The 17,893-nt window shown below is 63.8% G+C and carries 19 protein-coding genes; 8 read left to right on the top strand and 11 right to left on the bottom strand.

The window, feature by feature from the left end:
* Positions 1 to 2: 2 nt before the first annotated feature.
* Positions 3 to 671, top strand: coding sequence for a glutathione S-transferase family protein (locus DFR24_RS09740; RefSeq protein ID WP_133881068.1), 669 nt, complete (start codon positions 3 to 5; stop codon positions 669 to 671).
* Between the two features lie 91 nt (positions 672 to 762).
* Here the strand turns inward: DFR24_RS09740 and DFR24_RS09735 are convergent, their stop codons facing one another.
* From DFR24_RS09735 to DFR24_RS09725, 3 genes are all read right to left on the bottom strand, one after another.
* Positions 763 to 1,101, bottom strand: coding sequence for a DUF1330 domain-containing protein (locus DFR24_RS09735; RefSeq protein WP_133881067.1), 339 nt, complete (start codon positions 1,099 to 1,101; stop codon positions 763 to 765).
* 61 nt (positions 1,102 to 1,162) lie between these two features.
* Positions 1,163 to 1,621, bottom strand: a complete 459-nt coding sequence (locus DFR24_RS09730; RefSeq protein WP_133881066.1) for a PaaI family thioesterase — start codon at positions 1,619 to 1,621, stop codon at positions 1,163 to 1,165.
* Between the two features lie 39 nt (positions 1,622 to 1,660).
* Complete coding sequence (locus DFR24_RS09725) at positions 1,661 to 3,103, bottom strand: efflux transporter outer membrane subunit (RefSeq protein ID WP_133881065.1); 1,443 nt, start codon at positions 3,101 to 3,103, stop codon at positions 1,661 to 1,663.
* An 85-nt stretch (positions 3,104 to 3,188) separates the two neighbouring features.
* Between DFR24_RS09725 and DFR24_RS09720 the strand changes: the two genes are divergently transcribed.
* The 3 genes from DFR24_RS09720 to DFR24_RS09710 all read left to right on the top strand — a co-directional run bounded on the left by DFR24_RS09720 (position 3,189) and on the right by DFR24_RS09710 (position 8,097).
* Positions 3,189 to 3,809, top strand: coding sequence for a TetR/AcrR family transcriptional regulator (locus DFR24_RS09720; RefSeq protein WP_133881064.1), 621 nt, complete (start codon positions 3,189 to 3,191; stop codon positions 3,807 to 3,809).
* Positions 3,810 to 3,910: 101 nt separating this feature from the next.
* Positions 3,911 to 4,972, top strand: a complete 1,062-nt coding sequence (locus DFR24_RS09715) for an efflux RND transporter periplasmic adaptor subunit (RefSeq protein ID WP_133881549.1) — start codon at positions 3,911 to 3,913, stop codon at positions 4,970 to 4,972.
* Positions 4,969 to 8,097: an efflux RND transporter permease subunit gene (locus DFR24_RS09710; protein WP_133881063.1), complete on the top strand. Its 3,129-nt coding sequence runs from the start codon at positions 4,969 to 4,971 to the stop codon at positions 8,095 to 8,097. Before DFR24_RS09715 ends, DFR24_RS09710 begins: the two co-directional genes overlap by 4 nt.
* A 21-nt stretch (positions 8,098 to 8,118) precedes the next feature.
* Here DFR24_RS09710 and DFR24_RS09705 read toward each other — a convergent pair whose 3' ends face one another.
* Entirely contained in the window at positions 8,119 to 8,778 is a 660-nt protein-coding gene (locus DFR24_RS09705; protein WP_168710384.1) for a TetR/AcrR family transcriptional regulator, read from the bottom strand.
* Between the two features lie 154 nt (positions 8,779 to 8,932).
* Here DFR24_RS09705 and DFR24_RS09700 point away from each other — a divergent pair, with 154 nt between their 5' ends.
* The 4 genes from DFR24_RS09700 (at position 8,933) to DFR24_RS09685 (ending at position 11,819) form a co-directional block, all read left to right on the top strand.
* Complete coding sequence (locus DFR24_RS09700) at positions 8,933 to 9,541, top strand: 2-hydroxychromene-2-carboxylate isomerase (RefSeq protein WP_133881061.1); 609 nt, start codon at positions 8,933 to 8,935, stop codon at positions 9,539 to 9,541.
* A 176-nt stretch (positions 9,542 to 9,717) separates the two neighbouring features.
* Complete coding sequence (locus DFR24_RS09695; protein ID WP_133881060.1) at positions 9,718 to 10,518, top strand: glutathione S-transferase family protein; 801 nt, start codon at positions 9,718 to 9,720, stop codon at positions 10,516 to 10,518.
* Positions 10,519 to 10,586: 68 nt separating this feature from the next.
* Positions 10,587 to 11,042 (top strand): DUF3237 domain-containing protein, encoded by a 456-nt coding sequence (locus DFR24_RS09690; RefSeq protein ID WP_133881059.1) that lies wholly within the window; start codon positions 10,587 to 10,589, stop codon positions 11,040 to 11,042.
* A 45-nt stretch (positions 11,043 to 11,087) separates the two neighbouring features.
* Entirely contained in the window at positions 11,088 to 11,819 is a 732-nt protein-coding gene (locus tag DFR24_RS09685; protein ID WP_133881058.1) for an SDR family NAD(P)-dependent oxidoreductase, read from the top strand.
* A gap of 121 nt (positions 11,820 to 11,940) precedes the next feature.
* Here DFR24_RS09685 and DFR24_RS09680 read toward each other — a convergent pair whose 3' ends face one another.
* From DFR24_RS09680 to DFR24_RS09650, 7 genes are all read right to left on the bottom strand, one after another.
* Positions 11,941 to 12,456 (bottom strand): nuclear transport factor 2 family protein, encoded by a 516-nt coding sequence (locus tag DFR24_RS09680; protein ID WP_133881057.1) that lies wholly within the window; start codon positions 12,454 to 12,456, stop codon positions 11,941 to 11,943.
* Positions 12,457 to 12,644: 188 nt separating this feature from the next.
* Complete coding sequence (locus DFR24_RS09675; protein WP_162851126.1) at positions 12,645 to 13,097, bottom strand: DUF3617 domain-containing protein; 453 nt, start codon at positions 13,095 to 13,097, stop codon at positions 12,645 to 12,647.
* Between the two features lie 190 nt (positions 13,098 to 13,287).
* Positions 13,288 to 13,617, bottom strand: a complete 330-nt coding sequence (locus DFR24_RS09670; RefSeq protein WP_133881055.1) for a hypothetical protein — start codon at positions 13,615 to 13,617, stop codon at positions 13,288 to 13,290.
* A 159-nt stretch (positions 13,618 to 13,776) separates the two neighbouring features.
* Positions 13,777 to 14,376, bottom strand: coding sequence for a DUF4238 domain-containing protein (locus DFR24_RS09665; RefSeq protein ID WP_133881054.1), 600 nt, complete (start codon positions 14,374 to 14,376; stop codon positions 13,777 to 13,779).
* Between the two features lie 62 nt (positions 14,377 to 14,438).
* Positions 14,439 to 14,648, bottom strand: coding sequence for a hypothetical protein (locus DFR24_RS09660; protein ID WP_133881053.1), 210 nt, complete (start codon positions 14,646 to 14,648; stop codon positions 14,439 to 14,441).
* A 178-nt stretch (positions 14,649 to 14,826) separates the two neighbouring features.
* Positions 14,827 to 15,576, bottom strand: coding sequence for a hypothetical protein (locus DFR24_RS09655; protein WP_133881052.1), 750 nt, complete (start codon positions 15,574 to 15,576; stop codon positions 14,827 to 14,829).
* Between the two features lie 15 nt (positions 15,577 to 15,591).
* Positions 15,592 to 17,889, bottom strand: coding sequence for a Mov34/MPN/PAD-1 family protein (locus DFR24_RS09650; RefSeq protein ID WP_133881051.1), 2,298 nt, complete (start codon positions 17,887 to 17,889; stop codon positions 15,592 to 15,594).
* Positions 17,890 to 17,893: the final 4 nt, after the last annotated feature.

Raw genomic sequence — 17,893 nt, 5'->3', positions numbered from 1 at the left:
TCATGGCACGTCCCGTGATATTCGGCGACGCCTCGCATCCTCACGTCAGAAGCATCACGTTCGCGCTGGCGGAGAAAGACATCACCTACACGCTCGTCCCCCGCGAGCAGGCGCCCTTGCTGACCCAGGGCGGGGAGCAGCGCATCCCGCTGCACTGCAATCTCGGCGAACCCGCGCTCGAATACCGCGGGACGATCGTCTCCGGCGCCGACACGGTTCTGCGCTTCGTCGACGAAGCCTTCGCCGGGCCTCGGCTGCAGCCGGCGGATCCTCTTGGACGAGCCCGAATGAACCGCGTGATGGAGCTCTACTTCAGGGAGGCCGTGCACACGATGGGGCGGCAGGTGGCGTATCGCTACCTGGTTGCGTTCCTGTCCGGCGAGTACGCGCCCGATCTTTCGGAGAGGTCGCTCGTGCAGGCGCAGAACACGGTTGCCGAGTTCGAGCGTCTCCTCGCGGAGGGCCCGTTCTTCGCCGGAGTCGACTTCTCGCTGGCTGACATCGCCATTGGGTCGCTGTTCGAGAACCTGTTCGAGCTTGCGGACTTCAGGACGATCGTGGCGCGCGAGTCTGCGCTGAACGCGTGGTGGGAACGCATTTCGTCACGATCGGCCTTGAAGGTGACGCAGGAGGCGCTGGCGCCGGTGTACGGACTGCTTCACGCCGCGTGATGATCGGGCCGGGCGACATTCGTCCCGGCCCGCTTTCACGCTATTTCCACGGCCTGTGCTTCAGAGAAGCTGGATCTTGCGGAGAAACAACTCAGGCCGTCGGGCGGGGCGGCAGCCCGTGCACGAGCGTGATGAACACCTGCTCGCATCCGTTGCGGCGGTGGTCCGAAAGCGCCTGGTACTCGGGGTCCGCCCACCAGCGACGGAAGTGCTCTTCGGTCGGGAACGTGAAGATGATGATGCGTCCCGCGCGCGGCGACGTTCCTTCGAGATGCTCGGGCGCATCGTCATAGGTCACGAACGATCCGCCGAATTCCTTGAGCTTCGGAAAGAAGCCCTTCTCGTACTGGCGGTAGACGGAAGCGTCCTTGACGATCAGGTTGACGAGGACGAAGACGGGAGCGTTCTTGCGATCTGGCTCGGCAGGCATGGTGAGTCCTTGTTGGGGTTGGCAACGGGAAAGCAGAGTGAGGCCGGTTGCGTCGGACCGATCAGCGGGTGGGTGGCCGCTCCATCACCAGCAAGGTCGACGTCGCAGAGGCGAGCAGGCGGCCCTGGGCATCGGTGATCTTTCCTTCCGCGAAGGCGACGCGGCGACCCAGCGACAGGACGATGCCTTCGGCGCGGATCTCGCCGGTGTCGGCCGTCATGCCGCGGTGATAGGCGATCTTGAGTTCGAGCGTCGTGTGGATCTGGTTCGAGGACAGGCTCGAATGCACCGCACATCCCAGCGCTGAATCGAGCAGCGTCGCGGCGTATCCGCCGTGCACGGAGCCGATGGGGTTGTAGACGTGCGGTCCTGGCTGACCCAGGAACACGGCGCGACCCTCTGCCACTTCGACGAGCCGGAATTTCAGCGTCTCGCATATCGGCGGACTCATCCCCGCTCCCATCATGGAGCGAAGCTGTTGCAGGCCGGACAGGCCCTCGAAGTGTTCACCGATGTTCATCGTGTCCTTGCTCGTCTGAATGCTGGATTGCCAGCGGGCTCAGGTTTCCGGGTCCCATCCGCCGCCGAGCGCCCGGAACGACGCGATGGCGGCGCGGGTCGCTTCGGTCTGGGCCCGGGCACGCGCGTCGCGCGTCGCCAGCAGCCGGCTGTCTGCGTCGAGGACTTCCACGAGGCTGACGGCGCCGGCCTTGTAGGCCGACAGCGATGTATCGCGAGCCCTCACGAAGGCGCGTTCTCCATCGGCCAGGATCCGCTCCTGCTGTTCTCGTCGGGCCAATGCCGAAAGGGCGTCCTCGACTTCGGCGGACGCCTGCAGCACCGACAGGCGATAGGCCGCCAGCAGTTCGGCGTTGCTTCCTCGTGCCGACAGAATTTCGGCGTCGATGCGCCCGAAATCGAAGAGGCGCCAGCGCAAGCCGACGAAGGCGCGGGCCTGAGTGGCGCTGTCGTCGAACAAATGACCGGATACCGTGCTGGCGGTCCCCAGCAATCCTCCGAGCGAGAAGCTGGGGTAGTACTCCGCGATTGCGGCGCCGATCCGTGCATTGGAGGCCGAGAGACGACGTTCGGCGGCGATCAGATCGGGCCGCCGGCGGATCAGATCGGCGGGGCCGCCGATGTTCGCCACCTGCGGTGCCGCCGGGATCGGATGCGTGGTCGAGAGTTGGTCCCTCACGGTTCCGGGCTGCTGCGCGAGGAGCACATCGAGCGCGTTCGTGGCCGCGTCGTAGCCATGCTCGAGTTCGGGAATCGCGGACTCGACCTGGGCGAGGACGCCCTGCGCCTGGCGCAATTGCAGCTCCGCCGCGATGCCCGCATCGAACTGGAGTTGTACGACATGAAGGAGGTGCCGCTGGGTGTCGACCTGTTCGCGCGCGATGGCCAACCGGGCTTGCAGGCCTCGCGCCATGACGTAGAGGTCGGCCGCGCGCGCTGCGATCTCCAGGCGTACCGCCACCGCGGCGGCTTGCGTCGCCTCCAGTTCGGCGAGTGCCGCCTCGCGATCCCGTCGCAGCCCACCGAACAGATCGATCTCCCAGCTCGCGAGGAGGTTGGCTTCGTACTCGCTGCCATATCGACTGGCGCCCGGCGTGCCCGCGAAGAGCCGGCCCGTCGGCGTCTCTTCCGATGCGCGCGCACGTGACGCCTCGCCCGAGACGGTTGCGGACGGCAGCATCGCGGACGTTGCCGCGCCGAGCTTCGCTTGCGACTGCGAAATGCGCGCGATCGCTTGCGCGAGCGTGAGGTTCTGCTCGAGCGCCTGCGCGACCAGCTGCGTCAGCAGCGGATCCCCGAAGCCGTCCCACCACGCCGTGAGGGCGACGGGGGGGGCGGACTCGCGGTCATCGAGGAGGCGCTGCGAGACATACGGGTCGGAGACGTCCGAGGTCGGGCGTACGTAATCCGGTCCCACCGCACACGCGGCGAGCCACAAGGTCCCGATGGCGACACCGGAGGTCCGGACAAGGGCGCGACGCATTCGAGGTCCCCGCTACTCAAGAGTGACCAGTGTAAATATAAGTCACTCGTTGTCAATTGCCGTCGGATCCCGGTATATAGACGGAATGATTTCCTCCAACGCAGAAACAGAAGCAGGCCAGCGCGGCCCGGCCGATCACGCCATCCGCGAGCAGGTCGTCACGGCCGCGAAAGCCCACTTCATCCGGTACGGGTACGCGAAGACGACCGTCTCGGACCTCGCGGAGGCGATCGGCATCTCCAAGGCCTACATCTACAAGTTCTTCGAGTCGAAGCAGGCCATCGGCGAGGTCATCTGCGGAGGGGCGCTGGGCGCGATCGACCAGGGTTTCGCTGAGGTCGTGGCGAGCGCCAGGACGCCGACCGAAAAACTTCGAAAAGGGCTGGAAACGATGGTGGAATCGTCCACCAAGCTCTTCTTTTCGGAGCGCAAGCTCTACGACATCGCGGCCCATTCCTGCCTCGAGAAATGGCGCTCGTCCAACGATCACTGGGACCGCGTGCTGCAAAGAGTCAGCGACATCGTCAGCGAAGGCCGCAAGAAGGGAGAATTCGAGCGCAAGACCGCACTCGACGAGACCAGCCGCTCGATCGTCCAGGCGATGCAGCCCTTCATCAATCCGCTGCATCTCCAGCACAACCTCGATCTCGTTCCGACGCAATCCAACGAGGTGATCCGGCTGATCCTGCGGAGTCTGGCTCCGTAACACGCACAGTAGTGACCAATTGACAAATTGGTCATTCGTATTCAATAGTCCGCGGACACTTCCTGCCGGACTTCGACGTGCGCCGCTTTTCCTTCGTGTTGATGGCCCTGGTCTCAGCGTCCCTGCTCGTGGCCTGCAAGGACGAGGATGTCGACGCCCGGCTGTCCGTGCCGCTGGTTCGCACGGCCCAGGTCGGAGCTGCGCCATTCGCGGAGCGGGCCTTCACCGGCGTGGTGTCGGCGCGCGTTCAGAGCGACCTGGGATTCCGCGTTCCGGGCAAGATCGTCGAGCGCCTGATCGATACCGGCGTGTCGGTGAAGAAGGGCCAGCCGCTGCTGCGGATCGACCGCACGGATTACGCGCTGGCGACCGCCGCGCAAGGTGCGCAACGCGACGCCGCTCGCGCCCGGGCCGAGCAATCCGCGGCAGAGGAGCAGCGTTACCGAGGCCTCGTGCAGGAAGGCGCGGTAGCGGCATCGACCTACGACCAGATCAAGGCCACGGCGCTGGCGGCGGCCGCGCAACTCGCCGCGGCGCAGGCCGAGATCGATGTTGCGAAGAACGAGGCCAACTATTCGGTGCTGCTGGCTGATGCCGATGGCGTCGTCGTCGAGACACTGGCAGAGCCCGGGCAAGTCGTCGCCGCAGGGCAGACGGTGGTGCGGCTCGCTCACTCGGGCCCGCGCGAGGCCGTCGTCAATCTTCCCGAGACGCTGAGGCCTGCGATCGGATCCGGCGCGAAGGCCACGCTGTACGGAGACGCGGCGTCGAGCGCGTCCGCGCGCCTCAGGCAGTTGTCGGAGTCGGCCGATCCGGCGACCCGGACGTTTGAAGCCCGGTACGTGCTGGAGGGCGGGGCGGCGAAAGCACCCCTCGGCACGACGGTGCGGATCAGCATTCCCGATGTGCATCCGGTGGCCGCGGCACGGGTCCCGCTGAGTGCGATCCACGACGGCGGAGACGGACCGGGTGTCTGGGTCGTGACGGGCGCCGAGCCGTCGGTGACGTGGCGCGCCGTGAAGATCGCCAGCCTGGGACAGGAGACAGCACTGCTTTCTTCCGGACTGTCACCGGGCGATCGCTTCGTGACCCTGGGCGCGCACCTGCTGCATCCGAACGACCGGGTCCGCCTCGACGCGGAAGCCGTGGCGGTTGCCCAGTGAACGGCTTCAACCTGTCGGCCCTGGCCGTTCGCGAACGGGCGGTCACGGTCTTTCTCATCGCCGCGATCACCGTCGCGGGACTGTTCGCCTTCGTGAACCTGGGTCGCGCGGAAGATCCCAGCTTCACGATCAAGACCCTCACCGTGGTGTCGGCATGGCCCGGTGCCACCGCGGCCGAGATGCAGGATCAGGTCGCCGAGCCGCTCGAGAAGCGGATGCAGGAGCTCAAGTGGTACGACCGCGTCGAGACTTTCACGCGACCGGGGCTCGCGTTCACGTCCGTCACGCTGAAGGACTCGACGCCGCCTTCCGCCGTGCAGGAAGAGTTCTATCAGGCGCGCAAGAAGCTGGGTGACGAGGCGTTGAAACTGCCGCGCGGCGTCGTCGGGCCGTTGATCAACGACGAGTACGCAGACGTCACGTTCGCGCTCTACGCGCTCAAGGCCAAGGATGAACCGCACCGCGCGCTGGTTCGCCAGGCGGAGACGCTGCGCCAGCGCCTGCTGCACGTGCCGGGGGTCAAGAAGGTCAACATCATCGGCGAACGGCCGGAGCGGATCTTCGTCGAGTTCGACGACGCGCGACTCGCGACGCTCGGCGTGTCGCCTCGCGACATCTTCGCTGCGCTCAACAGCCAGAACCTCGTGAGCCCGGCGGGATCCATCGACACGCATGGTCCCAGTGTGCAGATCCGGCTCGATGGCGCGTTCAGCGATCTGCAGAAGATCCTCGATACGCCGATCGTCTCGAAGGGGCGCACCTTGCTGCTCTCGGATGTCGCGCAGGTCAGCCGGGGCTACGAGGATCCGGCGACCTTCCTGATCCGCAACCAGGGCGAGCCGGCCGTGCTGCTCGGCGTGGTGATGAAGGAGCGCTACAACGGACTGCATCTGGGCGCCGCGCTGGAACAGGAAATGGCGACGCTCGCGCACGAGATGCCATTGGGATTGTCGTTGACGAAGGTCTCGGATCAGTCGGTCAACATCCGCGAGTCCTACGACGAGTTCATGCTCAAGTTCTTCGTCGCCCTGGTCGTCGTCGTCGCGGTCTGCCTCGTCAGCATGGGATGGCGCGTCGGTATCGTCGTGGCTGCTGCCGTGCCGCTGACGCTCGGCGGTGTGTTCCTGATCATGCTGCTGACCGGACGTGACTTCGATCGCATCTCGCTGGGAGCGTTGATCCTGGCGCTCGGCCTGCTCGTGGACGACGCCATCATCGTCATCGAGACGATGGTGGTGCGGATGGAAGAGGGCTACGACCGGATCGCGGCGTCGGGGCAGGCCTGGGTCACCACGGCGGCACCGACGCTTGCCGGTGCGCTGGTGACGACGATCGGCCTCATGCCGGTGGGCTTCGCCAAGTCGGGCGCTGGTGAATACGCCGGCAACATCTTCTGGGTGGTCGGCTTCGCGTTGCTGACATCGTGGCTCGTCGGCGCGGTGTTCACGCCCTACCTCGGCGTGAAGCTGCTGCCGGTGATCAAGCCGATCGCGGGCGGACACGACGCGATCTATGGAACGCCGGCGTATCGCCGCGTACGCAAGTGGGTCGTGGCGACGATCCGCCACAAGTACATCGTCGCGGGTGCGGTGGTCGCGTCGTTGTTCGTCGCGATCTTCCTGCTGGGTTTCGTCAAGCCGCAGTTCTTTCCGATTTCCGATCGCCCCGAAGTGTTCGTGGAAGTGCAGATGCCCGAAGGCACGAGCATCGAGGCGACCAGTCTTGCGGCAGGCAAAGTGGAAGCCTGGTTGAGACAACAATCCGAAGCGGAGATCGTGACCAGCTATATCGGTCAGGGCGCGCCACGCTTCTACCTCGCGATTTCGCCCGAACTCCCGGATCCATCCTTCGCCAAGATCGTCGTGCTGACGCCGGATCAGGCGGCGCGCGAGAGTCTGAAGCGCAAGGTTCGCCGCGCGGCTGCCGACGGACTGGTTCCGGAAGCCCGCATCCGGGCGACGCAGATCGTCTTCGGACCGTACTCGCCGTTTCCCGTGGCGTTCCGTGTGATGGGGCCCGACGCCTCGAAGGTCCGCGACATCGCAGCGCAGGTGCGGCAGGTCATGTTGCAGAACGCGGCGATGCGACAGGTCAACACGGACTGGTCGGAACGCGTGCCGACGATGCATTTCGTCCTGGACCAGGATCGGCTGCGTGCCATCGGACTGAGTTCATCCGACGCCTCCGAGCAGCTTCAATTCCTGCTGACGGGTGTGCCGGTGACGCAGGTACGCGAAGACATTCGATCGGTCGAAGTCATCGCTCGTAGTTCGGGAACCGACCGCCTCGATCCGGCTCGCATCGGAGATTTCAGCCTGATCACGGCGAGTGGGCAGCGGGTTCCGCTCGAGCAGATCGGCAAGGTCGAGATCCGGATGGAGGATCCGATCCTGCGGCGCCGCGACCGGACGACGACGATCACGGTTCGCGGCGACATCGGCGAGGAATTCCAGCCGCCGCAGATCTCGCTGCAGATCATCGCGGCCATTAAGCCGATCGTGGCGAGTCTGCCTTCTGGTTACCGGATCGAGACGGCGGCGGCGCTGGAAGAGGCAGGCAAGGCCAACGCCGCGCTCGCCGCGATCTTCCCGGTGATGTTCATCCTGATGATGCTCGTGATCATCTTCCAGGTGCGTTCGCTGTCGGCCATGACGATCGTCCTGCTCACTGCGCCTCTGGCGGTCGTGGGCGTAGCGCCGACCTTGTTGCTGTTCGATCAGCCGTTCGGATTCAATTCGATCCTGGGAATCATCGGGCTCGCGGGCATCATCATGCGCAACACGCTGATCCTGATCGGGCAGATCCAGGCGAACGAAAAGGCCGGGCAGACCACGTTCGATGCGGTCGTCGAAGCAACGGTCCGGCGTGCCCGGCCGGTGATTCTCACGGCGGTGGCGGCGGTCCTCGCCTTCGTGCCGCTGACCTTGTCGACGTTCTGGGGCTCGCTGGCATTCACGCTGATCGGCGGCACGATTGGCGGCACGATCCTCACGCTGATCTTCCTGCCCGCGCTCTACGCGATTTGGTACGGGATCCGTCCGGCCGCTGCGACGAGCCACGACGCGGAGGTCGCTGACAGCGCCCGTCTGTCGCACGGTGCCTCGCTGCAGCAGCCGTCGGTCTAGCGCGCATCACCGCGAGTTCAGCTAAGCGCGGAGCGCTTTGGGCTTGCGACGGGGAGCCGCCTTGGCCTTCGAGGCGGGTCCTGACTTTCCGCTTCGCGGTGCCGCCGGTGCGTCCAGCACGGACAGCGCGAGGCGTGCTGCCTCCGACCAATGCGGCGCGTCGACACCGGTCTTCTCCAGCACCCGGACTCCGCCGAAGCAGGACAACAGGAACTGTGCGAGCGCGCCGGCGGGCCGGTCGTCGCGAATGCTTCCGTCCTGCTGGCCTCGACGAATGGCCTGTGTGAAGAGTCCCAGCAAGTCGTCGAAGGTTTCCTTGATGCGGGACCGGATCTCGGGATCGAGGTCCGCGATCTCCAATGCCGAGTTGGTCGCCAGGCATCCGCGACGGATCGCCGCGTTGCTCGGCGCCATCAGCTCGTTCATCACCCGGTCCAGTCCGTCGCGAGCGCTCACGTCGCTCTGAAGTCCCGAGGCGATGCGCGATCTCAGCATCACGTGATAACTCTCGAGCGCCTCGAGATAGAGGCCCTTCTTGCTGCCGAAGTTGGAATAGATGCTCGGCTTCTCGACGCCCAGTGCCGCGGTGAGCATGTCCATCGACGTTCCACGGAATCCGTTATCCCAGAACAGGGTCAACGCGTGATCCAGCGAACTCTCTCGCGAAATCTTTCGGGCCATCGGGTTCAGGAAGCGGTGGACACGACGCAGTGTGGCACATCGGCTTGACCTCGTGTACCGAGCGGTATACGTTTCGCTCCGCTTGTACCAAACGGTACAAGAGTGCCGCATCGAAGTCCGCACGACGGACCGAATCACCTCGAGGAGAGAGAAGATGGAGAGCGTCGAGTTCTACTACGACTACATCAGCCCGTACGGATACCTGGTCAACACGCAGCTCAGCCGAAGCGGGCTGCCGATCGAGTACCGGACCATCTCGATCCTCGAGGTCATGGCGATCGTGGGCAATCAGCCCAGCCCGAAATGTCCGCCGAAGATGGGGTATGCGCTCGAGGACACCAGGCGCTGGGCGAAGCGATACGACGTCCCGTTCGCGCTCAACGCGGAGTGGTGGGACGCCATCATGAGCGGCAAGCTGGACATGAAGTTGTTCGCTGCAGGCGCACTGGTTGCGCAGCGTGACGGCGGCTTCGAGGCCTATCACCAGGCCGTCTGGGAGGCGATCTGGGGACGCCCGCGTGACGTGGTCACGCCAGCCGGACGCATCGCGCTATTGGATGACGCGGGACTGCGCGGTCGCGAGATCTGGGAGCAGGCCGCGCATCACGCCATTGCGGGACAGTTGGAGGCCTGCAACCAGCGAGCCGCCGCGCGAGGGGTATTCGGCGTCCCGACCTTCTTCGTCGGGGACGACATGTTCTTCGGCAACGACCGCCTGGATTTCGTCGTGGAACGAGCGCAGCGCTCCGGCATTTTCGCCTGAGCCCGTGTCTTCCGGCGGCGTGCGATGGCCGCCCCTGCAATGCCCGGCGTCTCGTGCCCCGTCCATCGCGGCGAAGCGCTCGAAGAGAGCCTGTTCGCTCGCGTTGAATTCCCGCGCGGTCCGACTCGCGTCGGTCCGCGAACCGCAGCCGATGCATCACTGTGAGAAACCGCTCAATGACCGCCGCGCTCCGCATTTTTTCGTACCTGCCGAATCCCCGGATCTTCAAGGCCACCGTCGCCGCGCGTCTTACCAGCGTGGAGCTGGAAATACGGGGCGCCGCGGGCACCGAACTCCCCGCCTGGCTGTGGGACTTCGACGCGAAGCCGCTAGACGCATCAGGGCGGGCGCAGTACGCGCATGCGATCCGCGCGTCCCGCACCGGATTCACCACGCCGCTGTTCAAGACCGATGCCTTCCTGGCCGCCCATCCGTTTGGAACTGTCCCCGCGGCGTTCAGTCCCGATGGCGCGGTCGGCATCAGTGAGTCGAACAGCATCATGCGCGCCGTGGCACGCCTCGGCCGGCGTCGTCGCGACCTGTACGGAGCGGACGCGTACCTGGAATCGCGCGTCGACGGCTTCCTGGATGCGACGCTGCTGTTCGGGCGCGACGTGCAGGTCTACATCCTGGGGCTGAGAGCCGGACAGGTCAGCGCGGAGAGCCACCGGGCGATGTCCAGCGCCTTCCATGCGTTCTTCACCGCGCTGCAAAGCGCGCTCACGGGCACGAAGGCCTACCTGGCCGGCCCGGAGCTGACGCTCGCCGACATTTCGTTCATGGGAGAGATGGGGCTGCTGTTCACCGAAGCCCGGCACCTGGCCCTGCTCGAACAGCACGGCCTGGAAGCGATCGCGGGACGCAGTGCCCGCGAGGTCTTTCCCGAAGTCTTCGCCCATGTCGACAGCTTGGTGGGGCATGAGGCGTTCGCGCCGGACTTCGGTCCCTACCTTCGTGCGCTCGAGCCCGCGGCGTAGCCCAGCATCCAAGCAAGAAAACAAATTCTGCGCATCCGAGCGCAGCACAACCCAGGAGAAGATCCAGAGTGTTCGATTATTCGATGGAGTACGTGGGAACGTACGACGCGGCGCTGACGCTGGAGATCATCGGGCCGCTTCCGAGCGACATCCGCGTCAACTACTACATCACTGGTGGAGAGGTTCGCGGTTCCAGGATCCAGGGGAAGTTGCGTCCCGTCGGCGGTGACTGGCTCACCGTGCGTGCGGACGGTGTCGCCGTTCTGGACGTTCGCGCCACGATCGAAACCGGAGACGGCGCCCTGATCGATGTCGTCTACAACGGCGTCCTCGATCTTGGGCCAGACGGACATGCAGCCGTCCTGCGCGGCGAGCTCCCCGAACGTGCCACGATCAGGACCGCTCCGCGCATGCGCACCGCGCACCCGAAGTACGAGTGGGTCAACCGCACCCAGTTCGTCGGAATCGGCGAAGGGAAGTTGCGCGAGAACGTCGTGACCTACGACGTCTACGCCCTGGGATAACGCGCCGATCGCCTGCACAGATCATCCACGACAAGGAGAATTGCCATGGCCGTCCAACCGGTCGTCCTGATCACCGGCGTGGGACCTGGAACCGGCGCCGCCGCCGCGCGTCGGTTCACCGCGGGCGGCTATCGCGTCGCGATGTTCGCGCGAGGTGCTGCGCGCTTGAAGGAGCTGGAAGCGGAGCTGCCAGGATCCCGGGCGTTCGTCTGCGACGTCGGCGACGCCGCCGCCGTGGATGCTGCCGTGACCCAGGTGACGGAGGAGATGGGCGCCCCCGAAGTGCTGATCCACAACGCGGTCGGTGGCGTGTCGGGCAGTGAATCCATCGACGGCGTGATGGGGAATTTCCTCGAGATCGAGCCGGCTTCCCTGGAGTACAACTTCAAGGTGAACACGATGGCGCTGCTTCACCTGTCGCGACGACTCGCACCCGCGATGATCGAGGCAGGGCGAGGGGCGATCCTGGTCACCGGCAACACCTCCGCGCTGCGCGGCAAGGCGGGCTTCTCTGCCTTCGCGCCGACCAAGGCCGCGCAGCGGGTCCTGTCTGAATCGATGGCGCGGCACCTGGGTCCCAAGGGCGTTCATGTGAGCTACGTGGTCATCGACGCCGTGATCGATGTTCCGTGGACGCGCCGGTTCTTCGCAAAGGAGTCGGACGATTTCTTCATCAAGCCCGTGGCGATCGCTGACGAGCTGTGGCACGTCGCCCATCAGGATCGATCGGCGTGGTCGTTCAACGTCGAGATCAGGCCGTTTCGGGAAAGCTGGTAGGCGCGTGGGATGCGCGGGTGTGTCGAGAAACTCGGTAGGCGGGATTGGAGCGAAGCGAAACCCAGCCTGTTTTTGGCAGAGAGCCCGCTGGGATTCGCTTTGCTTCATCCCAGCCTACGGGCTACGCAGGCCGACGGCTCAGCATGGCGATCAGCTTGGCCTTCATCGGCTGCACCCAGTTCTCCTTGAGTTGGGCGGACAACAAGCCGGCGTCTTCGAGTTCATCGCACAGGTGTATCTGGTGTGCCATGTCGAACAGGTCGAGCTGATCGACGAACTTTCCGTCTTCACGGATCGTGATGAACGACACGCCCGGTGTCTGGAAGTAGCTGCCGTCGGCGCGCCGGCCCGGCCCGCGGTTCCACCAGTGCGTGATGATGCGGTCACCGGCGGTGCAGTAGCGCTCGATCGGAAACGACCAGCCCTCCCAGCCGACCCGCATCTCGCTGCCGTAATGCGTCGCCTTGATCTGATCGCGGCTCGTCGCCATGACGCGCATCGTGCCGCCGTACTCGCACAGGTACTGGCAGTCGTCGGCGTAGAACGCGTCGGCGATCCAGCTCCATTCGTTGCGGCGCGCGGCCTCGACGAACGCGGATTGCAGCGCGGCGGCGCGGGATTCGGCGAGGGTGGGCATGGCGGCTCCGGTCAGGGGTTCGGAGCAGGCTAGGTGGAATCCCGGTGCGGCGGATCATCCGGATCGCGTAGGCGACTGTGGCGCGAAGCTCGGTAGGCTGGGTTGGAGCGAAGCGAAACCCAGCATGTATTCGTTCGGCAAAGCCCGCCGGGATTCGCTCCGCTTCATCCCAGCCTACGGGCTACGGGCTATTCGTTCTCGGCCTCGTCGCCAACATGCTCGCCACAATCCGCCGATACCCATTCGCCGCGCTGAACGATATCGAAGACGACCGGGATCGTCTGAGCGCCCGCAACGGTCGATCCCTTGAAGTTGTAGCGGAACTCGGATTTCGTCGGGCTTTCGAAAGCGATCTGCATGGACCCGCTGCCCTTGTTCGTCGGTGAGTTGCACGACGTGCTGAAGCTGATCTGACGAGTGCTCTCCTTCAGATTGCTCATCGTGCAGCCGGCGCTCATGTCCTTCCGGGCTTTCTGGACCCAGCTCGAGCTATCGGCCAGTTCCTTCGCCGTGATGCATTGGAAGTCTTCGTCCTCATCGTCCTGGGTCATCTTCCAAAGGCCGGGCTTGGCATCCAGCTTGGCCGCGTGCACGGTGAAGAAGGGGAGCAGGAGCATCATGGCGATCAGACGGCGAATCATGGGTTTCCTTGGCGACGGGGAAGAGGAAGCGGCGCGGAATGATATGCGCAACATCCGGTGATCTTCGTCACCTCACACGACATCGAACTCGGTAGCTCGGTAAGCTGGGTTGGAGCGAAGCGAAATCCGGCACATATTCGACAAGAGTCCGTTGGGATTTGCTCTACTTCATCCCAGCCTACGGGCTGGCTCACTCGAGCAATAGCTTCGGCGCTAGTTGCTCCCTGATCCGCTTTTCTCCTAAGCCTGTTACCTCCTCAAACAAATTGACGTTCGGATCGCTGATCGCATTGAGATACGTCACCCCTTCCTTTCGCACTCCATCGCCGTAGTGGATAGCGAATCTCTTCGGGACTGGGTATCGCTTCGCATTCCGATGATCATGCCTAGAAAGGGCTTTGAGCAGGGCGAGCTTCTGCGGCTCAGTCCCCTCCATCTCGTAGCACCGCCCCGCCAATGCGTAAACGACTCTTGACCCGGCGTCATAAATGGCCCACAGGTTCACGATCACTTCGCTCATGGTATCCAGTCCTCGAACGTAATCGGCGACGACAGACAGCCAGCCGATGCGGGAGAATGTCCGAACACCCTTGTGGACCCGTCATCGTGGTCCATCAGTGGCGCCTCCATCGACTAGATAGAGGAGAAGCTCGAGATCGTTCGGCAGCAATAATCGGTCTCAGCCATGTTTGCGGCTCTTAGCCGTCATCCAAATCGTTCCATCCGCCGTAGAGAATTCGCTCAAGAACGGGCGTCGAGTCTTGTTCAGTAGCAGTTGCATCTGCAGTCTGGCAGCCACCGGTACCATGTCCGGCGCGACCGAAAGCGGTATTGCGACGGGGTATTGACGCATTATCGCGAGTTCGGCCGCGGTCTCTGGATCCGGCGGGTTACTGCCATGGACCAAGGTGTCGTAGTAATCACTGAGCATTCGACTAACGGACGCCGATCTGCCGGTCCGTAGCTTCTGGAACACCAGGAACGTGAGCAGGGTCAACCGATCATCGCTTCCTTGCGGCGGCAAGGCGACGTCCTCGCAAACCTTCCGAATGATGCGCGAGGTGGTCTCTTCGAGCTTGCTAAGTTCTTCCTCGATTCCGGGCGCGAATCCATGGAAATTTCGGCGAGAACATTGCCCCTTGATGCTGGCATTCGGGATGACCCGGCCACGGTCGAAGTTGAATGCGTGAATCTGCTTGCCGTTCTTCGAAAAGCGACGGAGATAGAACTTGGGGACGAAGTGATGTTCCTTGGGAGAAGAGGACTTCGGGGCGGTCATTCGGAATTGCGATAGAGGTCAGCTTTAGTGCGCTGCGGATCCGATGCCGGCCGCAGACCACATCACGTGCTCTCTTCCGCCAGCGCTTCGAGCTTCAGATCGGCTCTGGGATCATCTGACGACCACACGGTGACACCCTGATCGTCAACGATTCGGCTTGGATCGTCCCAGCCTTCGGTAAGTGCCAGCAGGGCTTGACGTGCGGCCTCTCGAATCGATCCACAGATCTGGCCGCCGGAACTGGCGTTACGAGAAAAGAGGGTTACTGACATCGTGGCAGCGTGTATGAGCGGCGTTGGATGACCAAAGATGATACTGAATGAATATTAAGTCGACGGGCTGTCGTCGCAGAAGCCGTCGGCGGTCATCTCCGCCCGTACGACTCAGAGACCGGTAAGCACGGGAGAGCATTTCATTGCTGAACCAACAAGTCGTTCCTGTCCTTTGTGCTCAGGATGCGATCGTGACTTTTCTGTAGTCGACGAATGCAGGAATGTGGCGGAAAAGCTCGACGGCGAACGAATCGGCGCTCGTCCGTAGGGCCTCCATTGTCACCGCAAAGCGCCAATACAAAAGGAGCGTTAATGACGCTCCAGAGACGCACATCAATGTCGGCCAGGACAACCCAAGGTCGCGCAGCGTAGCCCCGACACCGCTGGCGACTGCCACCAGCACCGCGATCAGTGACGCTGTATCACGGGTATAAAAGCAGTTGCGCTGGAATCCGTAGTGGGCGTTTGCTCGATCCATGCGCTCGTATCGTTCCGGATGGTGCCGGGCGTCCGCAAGAATTGCGCTCACCAGCACTTGAAGGTGCTCGTCGGCAGCGATCGGGTCTGCAGCGGTCTGTTGGACATCGAGCCACTGATAGTCGCCGAGTCGTAGCACGCTGTTTCGGGCGTGCAGCTTTTCCTTCTCCAAAAAGCGAGGATGAGACCAGCGCAGAAATTGCGTGGTAGGCGCACCGCCCCAAGCGGCGAACAGGCCCGCCTGCTTCGGCTCTGCGCGATCCCGCATCCATTGTCCGACGCCATAGCCCACAACGAGCCAGCAGACGGCTACGACCGGTAACGCCGAAAATGAGTGTGGTGTGGGAACGAGCCCCACAGCGAGCAGAATCAGCGGCGCGACAAGCAGCATGCCCGGTAGAGTCCGCGCGCGAATCTCGTAGGGATTGATTAGCTTCAGAGCGGCGTCCATCGCGTGTAGCTCCGATTAGGTTGGAAGCAGGGAAGGGTCTGCCATCGCATCAGCGATAAGCGCGCGGTAGCCAGCCGGTGTCCAGATCAACAATGCATTGGCATGGAGGCCGCCCTCGGCTATTTTTCGAGCGACCTCGCGATCCTGTTCGGACGGGCCCGAAGGGACGAGATGACTGTGCCAAGTCCCTACGCAGTACAGCGCACCGTGGGTACGCTTGAATCTCTCCTGTTGTGCTTGCTTGGCGCCCTCAGTACGGAGCACGAACGAGGCGACGCTGCGCTCGCTATCTGGCGGCGCGTCCAGCACGTCGACCACAAGGATGGCGCCCAGGGCTTCATTGACGCAGCCCCACAAGATTCCGCCGGTTTCGGTGGTGGGGTGGGCACGAACGTCTGACTCAATCCGAGCGTGCACTTCCGATGAAATGTGCAGCATCCAACTATCGCCGCCCGGCGGGACTTCGACTGGCACCCGGATAAAGGGTGCGACAGGTTCGTTGGTCCAAGTCAGGCTCATGCTGTCGTCCGACTGCTCGCCGATCCAAAGGGTGCCGGTGGGCGGAAGGTCGCCTTCGTGCAGCCGCATCAACGCGGTGGTCATCGACGCCGCGTGCTGTGTGATAGCCGCATCGCTCACCAACATGGTTTCTGAACTGCAGCCCAACCCGGTGTGAATCGTGTCGAGTTGCGCTGATGGCGAGAGCGCAGCTTCGGCGATCGATGGGCGTTCACCGAAACGTTGGAGCGCGAGCGCGAAAAGTTCAGTCGGGTTTGGGTTGTGGTCCGGGCCGGCTAGTGCGAGGTAGCCCACACGGCCGGCGCCGAACAGCGCCCCTTCGGCGCAGCGTGGCAGGTGGAGCGTGTGAGCCTCGCGGGTGAGGAAGTTGCGCACCATCACCGATGCCGTCGTATTCAACAGCAGCCAGTTCGCGAGCGTGTGGACCTTCGCCAGACGCGCCGGATCGCTAAAGGCGAGTTCGACACTCGACATCCACGGTTCGCAGGGTTGCTGGAGGCACGCGATCTCATGGGACACCGCCGTCACTTTGGCCACCATCAATGAGTTCGGTGCCTCGGGACTCATGGGCCGCAGTGCATGCCGCGCGTAGTTGTGCGGATCCTGAAGCTCAGGATCCACGACAAACCGGGGGGCGCGACCTTGGTGCGCCGCAAGGATCGCGATCTTCGAGCCCAGGCTCCCGCTACCCACCGCAACCCAACCTCGCGTGGCGCGTGCCGGATCCTGCTGATTGAACCGTTGCAGCAGTTTCGGCCCCGTCTGCTCGAGCACAGCAGCCAAGCGCACGGGCGTGTTCGGCGCCAGCACGTGGCCTTTTCCCTTCGGGAGTTCGATTACATAGGCCATCGTCTCGGTTGTGGCCGTCGTGCCTGCTACGGTCCGGGGACGTGGCACATGGACTAGCAACGCGATCGGAATGGGGTAGGAGGCGTTGATTTCGAGCTGAGGCAGTTCCTTGTTCAGCGCAGCCAGGAAACTGTCGAAGGCTTCGTTGCAGCGCCAATCGGTGAGCGATACACGCAACGAGGCGATGTCGTGAACGGCGTCGGGTTGGTAGCGATCCGCAACGAACGCGGCGTTGGCCGGAAGAGGAGCGGGTCGGAGAATGACGGCCAACGATGACCCCTGGTGCATCGCCGGTCCGAGCTCAGCGTGCTTCAGTCCATTCCAGAACTTGGGTGTCAGTTGCACTGACTCCGGCCCCAGCAACACGCGATGAAGACGCGGTAATCCCTTTTTATTCAGCGAGGTATAGGTCGCTGATTGATAGGCGAAGGTATGTCGGCCCTTCGGCAGCTCACGGGCTTGGTCCAGGTCGAGCACAACCTGGTCGTGCACGAGGTCACGGCGGGCCGGTTGCCAAACCGTGGGGTCGTCATTAAGTCGGTCGTGTGCAGCAGCATGCAGCCAGTACACAAGCTGCGCGAGCATCGCTTCGATGCCTCCCCGTCGGAACAGATTGGTTTCGGAACCGTGAACCAGACACGGTCTCGGCGCCAACGATAGTGGGTCCGGCTGAATGTGAGGAAGGTGACGCGGAAAGTCGGCGCGCAGCCGGAAAACCGGCGGCGAGTTGGGGTAATCGACCGGGAATTGCACCGTGATCGCCTCGACCGGGCGAACTCCGGTCGGACTGGTACCGTCGGCCGCCCACTGTGGCCGCAAGTCAACGCCGAGGTCGAAGACCACCTCGGGTTCGTCGACACTCGTTGCGAGGGGCGCGCGCCAACGCACGAACTCGGCGTGGCGTTCGATTGTCTCCAGCGCTCGCAGAAGGGCGCTGACGCGCATGAGA

This window comes from Panacagrimonas perspica (assembly GCF_004364935.1).
Classification (GTDB): Bacteria; Pseudomonadota; Gammaproteobacteria; order Nevskiales; family Nevskiaceae; genus Panacagrimonas; species Panacagrimonas perspica.
This window is presented reverse-complemented; position numbering and strand designations above follow the sequence as displayed.